7 protein-coding genes and 2 pseudogenes are annotated in these 8,054 nt (G+C 65.7%); 5 read left to right on the forward strand and 4 right to left on the reverse strand.

The window, feature by feature from the left end; genetic code table 11:
• Together ACFE7F_RS14995 and ACFE7F_RS15000 are read left to right on the forward strand one after the other, a co-directional pair.
• Nucleotides 1-1,531: AAA family ATPase (locus tag ACFE7F_RS14995; protein ID WP_375404656.1), on the forward strand; the 1,531-nt coding region annotated here is incomplete at its 5' end.
• On the forward strand, nt 1,494-1,913 hold the full coding sequence (locus tag ACFE7F_RS15000) for an ATP-dependent RecD-like DNA helicase (protein WP_375404657.1): 420 nt from the start codon (nt 1,494-1,496) through the stop codon (nt 1,911-1,913). The genes ACFE7F_RS14995 and ACFE7F_RS15000, both read left to right, overlap by 38 nt.
• 75 nt (nt 1,914-1,988) lie before the next feature.
• Here ACFE7F_RS15000 and ACFE7F_RS15005 read toward each other — a convergent pair whose 3' ends face one another.
• From ACFE7F_RS15005 to ACFE7F_RS15015, 3 genes are all read right to left on the reverse strand, one after another.
• Entirely contained in the window at nt 1,989-3,428 is a 1,440-nt protein-coding gene (locus tag ACFE7F_RS15005) for a DUF6880 family protein (protein WP_375404658.1), read from the reverse strand.
• A gap of 54 nt (nt 3,429-3,482) precedes the next feature.
• Nucleotides 3,483-3,749 carry a hypothetical protein gene (locus ACFE7F_RS15010; RefSeq protein ID WP_375404659.1) on the reverse strand — a complete coding sequence of 89 codons (267 nt, stop codon included), beginning with the start codon at nt 3,747-3,749 and terminating at the stop codon, nt 3,483-3,485.
• A gap of 429 nt (nt 3,750-4,178) precedes the next feature.
• Nucleotides 4,179-4,892 carry an EAL domain-containing protein gene (locus ACFE7F_RS15015; protein ID WP_375404661.1) on the reverse strand — a complete coding sequence of 238 codons (714 nt, stop codon included), beginning with the start codon at nt 4,890-4,892 and terminating at the stop codon, nt 4,179-4,181.
• A 354-nt stretch (nt 4,893-5,246) separates the two neighbouring features.
• Here ACFE7F_RS15015 and ACFE7F_RS15020 point away from each other — a divergent pair, with 354 nt between their 5' ends.
• From ACFE7F_RS15020 to ACFE7F_RS15030, 3 genes and pseudogenes are all read left to right on the forward strand, one after another.
• Nucleotides 5,247-5,606, forward strand: coding sequence for a hypothetical protein (locus tag ACFE7F_RS15020; protein WP_375404660.1), 360 nt, complete (start codon nt 5,247-5,249; stop codon nt 5,604-5,606).
• Nucleotides 5,596-5,658 (forward strand): annotated as a pseudogene (locus ACFE7F_RS15025) (hypothetical protein); the annotation flags it as partial. The gene ACFE7F_RS15020 and the pseudogene ACFE7F_RS15025, both read left to right, overlap by 11 nt.
• A 42-nt stretch (nt 5,659-5,700) precedes the next feature.
• The gene (locus tag ACFE7F_RS15030) at nt 5,701-7,449 is read left to right on the forward strand and encodes a putative bifunctional diguanylate cyclase/phosphodiesterase (RefSeq protein ID WP_375404662.1); all 1,749 of its coding nucleotides are present in this window, start codon (nt 5,701-5,703) and stop codon (nt 7,447-7,449) included.
• Between the two features lie 295 nt (nt 7,450-7,744).
• On the opposite strand, the pseudogene ACFE7F_RS15035 reads toward ACFE7F_RS15030, so the two are convergent.
• Nucleotides 7,745-8,054: pseudogene (locus tag ACFE7F_RS15035) on the reverse strand (hypothetical protein); the annotation flags it as partial.

The raw sequence follows: 8,054 nt of genomic DNA on the forward strand, positions 1-8,054 counted from the left end.
TGCGGGGCTGGAGAAGTATCTCGGCTCGGGCATGATCAAGGGCATCGGCCCGGTCTACGCGGCCAAGCTCGTCGCGGCGTTCGGGCAGGAGGTGTTCGAGGTCATCGAGACTCAGCCGGAGCGGCTTCGCGAGGTGACGGGCATTGGCCCTGTGCGTGAGGCCAAGATCATCCGGGGCTGGAGCGACCAGCGCGCGATCCGCGAGATCATCGTCTGGCTGTACAGCCACGGCGTGAGCTCGGCCCGTGCGGTAAGGATCTTCAAGACGTACGGCGACCAGGCGATCAGCATCATCAAGGCCGACCCGTACCAGCTCGCGCGCGATATCACCGGCATCGGCTTCAGAACCGCTGATGCAATCGCGGCGAGCATCGGCTACGGCAAGGAAGACCCCCGCCGTGTTCGCGCCGGCGTCGCGCATGCGCTCACCAGCGCCATGGACGACGGTCACTGCGGGCTGCCCCGGGACGATCTGATCCGCTCGGGCGGCAAGCTTCTCGAGGTGGCCGAACCGCTTATCGAGCGTGCGCTGGACGGCGAGCTTGCGTCCGGCGAGGTGATGGCGGGCGTGACGGACGGGCGCGAGGTGATGTTCCTGGCCGGCCTGTACCGCGCCGAGCAGTCGATCGCCGACCGCCTGCTACGGTTGCGCGAGGGTCGGCTGCCCTGGCCCGCCATCGACGCCGGGCAGGCGATCCCCTGGGTCGAGCGCAAAACCGGGCTCGAGCTCTCGCCGAGCCAGCGCGACGCACTGCGGCTGGCTCTGATATCGAAGACGTGCGTGATCACCGGGGGTCCTGGCGTGGGGAAGACCACGCTGGTCAACTCGGTCCTGAAGACGCTGGCCGCCAAGCGGGTCGAGATCGCGCTTGCGGCGCCGACCGGCCGCGCGGCCAAACGGTTGGCGGAGTCGAGCGGCATGGAGGCAATGACGCTGCACCGGCTGCTCGAGACCGACCCCGCCGAGGGTGGGTTCAAGCGGAACGAGCACAACCCGCTCGACTGCCAGCTGCTCGTGATCGACGAGGCGAGCATGGTCGACGTGATGCTCATGCATTCCACCATGAAGGCGATGCCGGCCGAGGCGGCGCTGCTCCTGGTCGGCGACGTCGACCAGCTGCCGTCGGTCGGGGCCGGGCAGGTGCTCAAGGACGTGATCGCCAGCGGCGCGGTGCCGGTGGTGCGCCTGACGAAGGTGTTCCGCCAGGCGGCCACGAGCCGGATCATCACGGGCGCGCACAAGATCAACGCGGGCGAGATGCCCGACCTGACTGCGCGCGGCGAAGGCGACTTCTTCTATGTGGAGGCGGACGAGCCCGGCGACGTGGCCGACAAAGTGCTCGACCTCGTGTCGCGGCACATCCCCCGCCGGTTCGGGTTCGATCCGGCCCGCGACATCCAGGTGCTCGGTCCCATGCAGCGCGGCGGGGCCGGAGCCCCGGGCGCTCAACACACTCCTGCAGCAGCGTCTCAACCCGCCCACCGATCCGTTCGTGGAGAGGTTCGGCCACCGCTACGGGCCGGGCGATAAGGTCATGCACATCGTCAACGACCGCGAGCGCGATCTCTACAACGGCGACCTCGGTGTCGTGATCCGCGTCGATCACACCGAGGGCGAGCTGACGGCGACTTTTGGACAGACCGCGGCCACCTTCGATTTCGGCGAGCTGGACGCGCTTCAGCTCGCCTACGCGACCACGATCCACAAGTCGCAAGGGTCGGAGTACCCGGTCGTTGTGCTGCCGATCACCATGCAGGCCTACACCATGCTCGGGCGCGAGCTGATCTACACGGCCGTGACGCGTGCCCGTAAGCTCCTGGTGCTGGTCGGATCGCGAAAGGCTCTCGCCATCGCGGTCAAGCGACGCCAGCCCCGGCGCTGGTCGCTGCTGCGCGAGCGCCTGTCGCGGTAGGCGCATCCAGCTGGTCATTTGCGCGGCTCGGCGGGTGCGCTTGAGCAGCGGAATGCGGTAGGGCGTGATCCACGATCAGGTTACGACCTCGCGCCAGAACCCGGCCTTGCGACCATGATCCTCTCGTAGCCGACCGAGGTAGGTGTCGTGATCGGCGACCTTTCCGCAATCGGCGATCCGCCGGGCTAGGTGGCCGCAGGTGACGAGGTGCCGGGCCGCATGCCCGTAGCGCGAGGCGCGCGCATGGCTGAGCGTGTAGTCGATCATCGCGCGGCGCAGGATCGTGGCCGCGAGCGGATGCTTCTCCTCCAGCACCTTGGCGGCGGGCGTCAGCAGCTCGTAGGCGTTGCCATCGATCGCGTCGGCGCGCTCGACGACCAGCGCCGCCGCCCGGTCCAGCGCCGGCCATGCGACGAGAAAAGCCAGCGCCCGGTGAACGTCGGCGTGGCCGCGCGCATGCGCGATGGCGCGCTGCTCGGCGTCGAAATCCTCGAAGTCGGGAAGCTTTTTGAGGAACGCGCGCAGATGACCGCTATTGAGCGTCGCCACGAACCGTTCCCACCGATAGTCCTGCGCGTCGTCATGCCGCCCGAGCGCATCGAGCACCTTTAGACGCGCCTGTTCCCATTCGGGCGCGAGCCAGCCAAGTTTGCCGCTCTCGCTAGCCTCGATCGCCGCCCAGGCGTCGGCCGTCCGTCCCGCCGCCAGCAGCCGTTCGGCGATCCGCGCCGCGATCAGCGGTACGCGGCGGGTCTCGGGTTCGTACTGCGCGATATAAGCGTCGACATCGCCGAGCGCGTCGGCGACATGCTGGAGCAGGAGCGCCGACGCGCGCGTGCGTTGGCTGGCGTTGATCTGATCCGCGTACATCGGGCCGCCGCTGCCCCAGCCTATCACCTCGCGCTCGGCCTGCGGCGACACGGCCACGGGTTGGGCCTGCCAGGCGAGACCAAGGTCGCGCAGCCGCTCCAGCCCGGAGGTGCCGAGCGCGGGCGCGAGTGTCTCGACCAAGCCGTCGTACGTACCGTAGCCATCGTCCTTCACCGCTTCGAACGCGCGCTCCGCCAGGACCGCCGGAGCGATGCGGGCGGCATCGGCGACCGGACCCAAATCGTCCACCGCGGCGCGGAACATATCGGCCAGCCGGCCGCTGCCATCGTCACTGCGTGCGAACACCGGTTCGGCGCACCCCGCCAGGCGCCACAGCAGGTCGAGCGCCGCGGCCGGATCGTGCGGGGCAACGAGGTTCATGATCGCGCCGTGCTGCGCTGCCAGATCGGCGGCGAGCGGCTTGACCTTGTGCCAGTCGATGAAGCTGCGCGCCTTTGCGATCGTCGCGAGCCGCTTGGTAATCTCACGAGCGGCGTCCGCCGGGCCCGCCTCTCCGGCGAGCGCCAGACGCAGCCGGCGCTTGATGCCAGCATCTCCGGTCGCGACCTCCATCAGCAGCGCGGCTAGCCGCTCGCTGCCCAGCGCTTCGAGGTTCTTGGCGTTGAGTGTCTTTGTCGAGGCCATATCACGAAGCTTATTCAAGCACGCGGTTGCGGCTTAGCGGGCGAGGTCGGGTGATCATCGCCGAAACGGGATCACGGTTGCACGGTCGAGGTAGGTGATCATGCCTTCGTCCTCGGCGGCGGCAAGGAAGGCCGCGTAAGCCTCGCCGTCGGTGTCGAACAGATCGTCCCAGACGGTGGACGTCCGGTTCGCGTTGACGACCTCCAGCGCCCATCCGGCCTGGCCCTCAAGACGATGGATTTGGACCTCCACGGTGATGCCATCACGCGTGATAAAACCCGACAGTCCGGACGTGACAATGTTCGGTTCGCGTTCGCTCACTGGTCGTTTCTCCGTTGCGCGTCATGTGCACAATCCGGCGAACTTAGTCGATCCTCACCTCGGGGTACCGACCCTGGGGATCGGTAACACCGCCCCGGGAGCGGTCGTCTGAATGCCCCCGCCGACTGTTTGCTCCTGTGCGCCGCTGCCGTATGAACAAACGCCAGCAAATCGGTCGCCAGTCGACCTTCCACTTCCGGTCGGGCCCAATCCCGGCCGCTCGCGGCTGTTTCGCCGTCTCCCAGAACCGGCCGTTCATTCAGCTGCGGCTTCTAGGCTCGGACGGACGATTTCGGACCGTCGGCTTCTGGGCAGCCGTGACCAAAAGCTGCCCTTTTCTCCCGCTTGTGAAAGGCTCGCGACAGGCAGGATGGGGTGATCAAGTAGTGTGCTGAGGTAATCCCGTCGCTAACCAGAGCGAGGCTGCCGCTATGCCACGTGCCGTGCCTCGCCTAATCCGAAAGTCACCTGCGGGAGGGCCTCGAAAGCCGGCTTCGCGAAATAATAGCCCTGAACGTAATGCACGCCGATCGCGCGGAGCGCGTCGAGCTCGCCGACCGTCTCAATGCCCTCTGCAATGACTGTCACGCCCAGGGTGTCGCACATACGGACGACGGCGCTGACGATAATCCGGCGCGGCAGGCTGGCGTCGAGGCCGCGCACGAGGTCCATGTCGAGTTTGATGATGTCGGGCTGGAAATGGGCCAGCAGGTTCAATCCAGCATGGCCAGCACCGAAATCGTCCAGTGCCGTCCCGAACCCCATTTTCTGGTAGCTGGCAACAATGTTCGCCACGTGGCTGGGGTCGACCATCTCCTCGTTTTCCGTGAATTCGAAGATCAAGCGGTCCGCCGGGAAAGCCACCCGCTTAGCCGTCTTCAGAGTCAGCTGGATGCAGGCCGCGGGCGAGTAGACCGCGTTCGGCAGAAAGTTGATCGACAGGCGCGCAGCCGTCTCCGTCAGCCCCGCCTTCGCCGCGGTCTCGATCGCTTTAACGCGGCATTTCTGGTCGAACGCGTAGCGGTTTGCCTCCGACACCCGCGACAGAACGCTTGCGGCGCCTTCGCCCGAAGGACCTCGCACCAGCGCTTCGTAGGCGTACATCGCGCCGCTGAATACATCGACGATCGGCTGGAACGCCATCGAGAATTCGAAATCGAGGCCAGCACCGTCCTTGCAGCCCGCACAAGGGCCCGGGCGCGACGCGGGGTTGGAAACCGTGGTTCGCATTCGACCAGAATGGAGCAGAACACTAAACAACTGGTGCATCGCACCGCTCTGTTCCAGCCACATGAATGCGCCAACCACTTCAGCTCCTGCGGCTGTGACCCAGACTGAATGAAAGCCGCTCTACGCACGTCGCACCACGGCCTCCATTTTCTACACACAATGCAACGAGGCGGGAGAGCGGCGCGTGCTTTCGTAATCGCGCTTCATCGAACATTAAACACGGCGGTATAGAGGGTTATGAAATGAGGGCATGAAAGCGCGATCACGATGTATCCCGTTCCAGACGACGAAGCCGAGCGCCTGGAGTTTCTCTCCGACTGCGGCTTGACCGGTAGTCCAGCTGAACGGGAATTCGATGAGATCGCGCATCTCGCCGCGGACCTGTGCGACGCGCCGATCGCGCTGGTGACCATTATCACCAAGGATAATCAGCGGCTTCACGGCCGCACAGGCGTCGCGATCGACAGCACCTCGCGCGACATATCTTTCTGCGCGCACGCCATCACCAGCGACGCGCCATTCATAGTGCGGGATGCCGCGACAGACCCTCGCTTCGCTCACAATGCCTTGGTCATCCGGCGACCCGTTCATTCGCTTCTATGCCGGCGCGCCGATCATCACACGTGAAGGCGTCAGGCTCGGTGCGGTCTGCATCATCGATCGGAAGCCGCGCCTGGAGTTCCGAGACGATGATGCGCGTAGCCTGACCCAACTCGCGCGCATGATCGCGCGGCGGATCGAGAAGCGTCGCGACGATGCGCAACTCATCGCAGGCGGCAGCTTCGCGGAAGCGACCGCGCTCGCGATCCTGACCGCGGACGCCGATGGCGTGATCACCTACTGGAACGCAGCTGCCGAACGCTTGTTCGGCTACGACCGGAGGGAGGCCATCGGTCGAAAGATGGACATCATAGTCCCCGAGCGCTTTCTCGAAGCACATCGCGCCGGGCTGGAACGCGTCAGGCGCGGCGGAGAGAACAAGCTGGCCGGCAAGCAGCTGGAGGTGATCGCGCGGCGCGCGGACGGCGAGGAGTTCCCGATCGAACTCTCGCTCTCCGCCTGGGCCACGCCTGCCGGCGTGGCATTCGGCGGGCAGATGCAGGACATTTCCGCTCGTCGCGATCGAGAGAGGACCCTTGAGCATCATGCCGCTCACGACCAGTTGACCGGATTGCTCAATCCCAAAACGTTCTACGACAGCGTTCGTGGGACGCTGCTCGACGATGGGCGCGCGGCGGTGCTCGCCTTCGATCTCGACGGCTTCAAAGCGGTCAACGACTCGTTCGGACACTCTGTGGGCGACGCCCTTCTCCAGGCGCTCGCGGTTCGTCTCCGGAGCGTCGCCGGCCCTGATTGGATTATCGGACGGCTCGGAGGCGACGAGTTCGCGCTGCTACTGCCTACGAAGGCCGACCTGTTCGCAGCCCGCGATGCGGCGGGCATGCTTCTTGACGCTTTCGGTGAGAGCTTTCAGGTCTTCGGTCATCGCCTTCATATTGCCGCCAGCATCGGCGTCGCACTCGCGCCGGATCATGCCGACGATGCGGACGAACTGCTGATGCGCGCCGACCTAGCCATGTTTCGCGCCAAACGTCAGGGCGGACGAAGCTATCGCCTGTTCGACTCCTCAATGCGCGCCGAGCTGGCCGCTCGGCGTGCGTTCAAGGACGAACTTCGCCAGGCTCGGGTGTCCGGTCAATGGGAGCTTCACTATCAGCCGCAGGCGCGCCTCGCGGATGGTTCGCTCACCGGTGCCGAAGCGCTCCTGCGCTGGCGCCATCCTCAATGGGGGATGCTATCACCCGCGGCCTTCATGCCGGTGCTGGAGACCCACCTTGTTGCCTACGAGGTCGGTCAGTGGGTGCTGGACGAGAGCTGCCGCCAGCTCGCCGCCTGGCGTGTTGACGGTCTGTGCATCCCGCGCATCAGCTGTAACCTGTTCGGCGCGCAGGTCCATACGCGAGGGCTCGTCGCCGACGTCGAGGCCGCCCTTGCCCGCCATGGGCTGCTACCCTGCAACCTCGAGCTGGAGATCACCGAGACGATCGCGCTCCGCCACGACGATGAGACGCTCCGGCCGCTTTCCGAACTGGTCGACCGCGGGATCGGCATCGCGCTGGACGATTTCGGCACCGGCTTCGCTTCCCTGAGCACGCTCAAGCGAGTGCCGCTCACTCGGCTCAAGGTCGATCGCGGCTTCGTCGCCGACATCTGCACGGATCGCCACAGCGCGGCTGTCATCGAAGGCATCCTGTGCATTGGCGCCTCGCTTGGGATCGACGTGATCGCGGAAGGGATCGAGACCCCGGAGCAGAGCCTAGTGCTCGAAGAGTTCGGCTGTCGGGAAGGACAGGGCTACCTCATCGGCCAGCCAGTCGATGCAGACACCTTCGCGCTGGCTTACCGACACCTGTCCTGCGAGGATCAGTCATTCCAGACGGCTCACCTGCCGAGATTTGCGGCTTCGTGACGCCAGGCCGGAAAGCGTGATCAGCCCGTACCACGGTGCGGACCCTAAGCACTGCCTGCTTCGGCCGGCGCAGCGCGAACAACACGACGGAAACATTGGCCGGTCGCGAGCGAGAGCTGTCCGCCCAGTTCTCGATAGCGGCGAGGACCCATTTTCGGCCGCTCAGCGCGGCTCAGCCGGCGCGTGAAACCGGCCTCTCGTTCAGATACTTCTCTTCAGCGTGAATGGGGCAAGGGCGGGGCGAGAGGCTGTTCTGCCCCGTCCTTCACGATTGCGGTTGCTCGCCGCTGATCTTTCAGGCGCATCCCTCGACATAGCCGAGTACCGGCATCGTCCCGATGTGCACCAGGCTGACCTTGCGGTCGCGGCCGATCTCGAAGCGCAGCGCCGGATCCCGGTCTGAGGCGGTGGGTGCGGTCAGATACTTGCCTGGCTTCTCCAAATATTTGTGCGGCTCTTCTCGAAAGCCGGGAAAGGCAGCGCGAACCTCAGCTTCTGTGGCACCGGCCCCGATGCCTTCGACCAGCGTCACCTTGGATCGTTGGCCGAGTGTGAATCGGCCTGCAATGTTGACCCCGTTCGGGGCGGATAGGCGTCCAACTTTG

The sequence above is a fragment of the uncultured Sphingomonas sp. genome, assembly GCF_964235535.1.
Taxonomy (GTDB): domain Bacteria; phylum Pseudomonadota; class Alphaproteobacteria; order Sphingomonadales; family Sphingomonadaceae; genus Sphingomonas.

What these genes read in the sequence shown, in the direction of transcription:
- ACFE7F_RS15005 (WP_375404658.1), bottom strand. Translation starts at nt 3,428, where the DNA reads ATGGCCTCGACAAAGACACTCAACGCCAAGAACCTCGAAGCGCTGGGC.
- ACFE7F_RS15015 (WP_375404661.1), bottom strand. Translation starts at nt 4,892, where the DNA reads ATGGCGTTCCAGCCGATCGTCGATGTATTCAGCGGCGCGATGTACGCC.
- ACFE7F_RS15020 (WP_375404660.1), top strand. Translation starts at nt 5,247, where the DNA reads ATGTATCCCGTTCCAGACGACGAAGCCGAGCGCCTGGAGTTTCTCTCC.
- ACFE7F_RS15030 (WP_375404662.1), top strand. Translation starts at nt 5,701, where the DNA reads ATGATCGCGCGGCGGATCGAGAAGCGTCGCGACGATGCGCAACTCATC.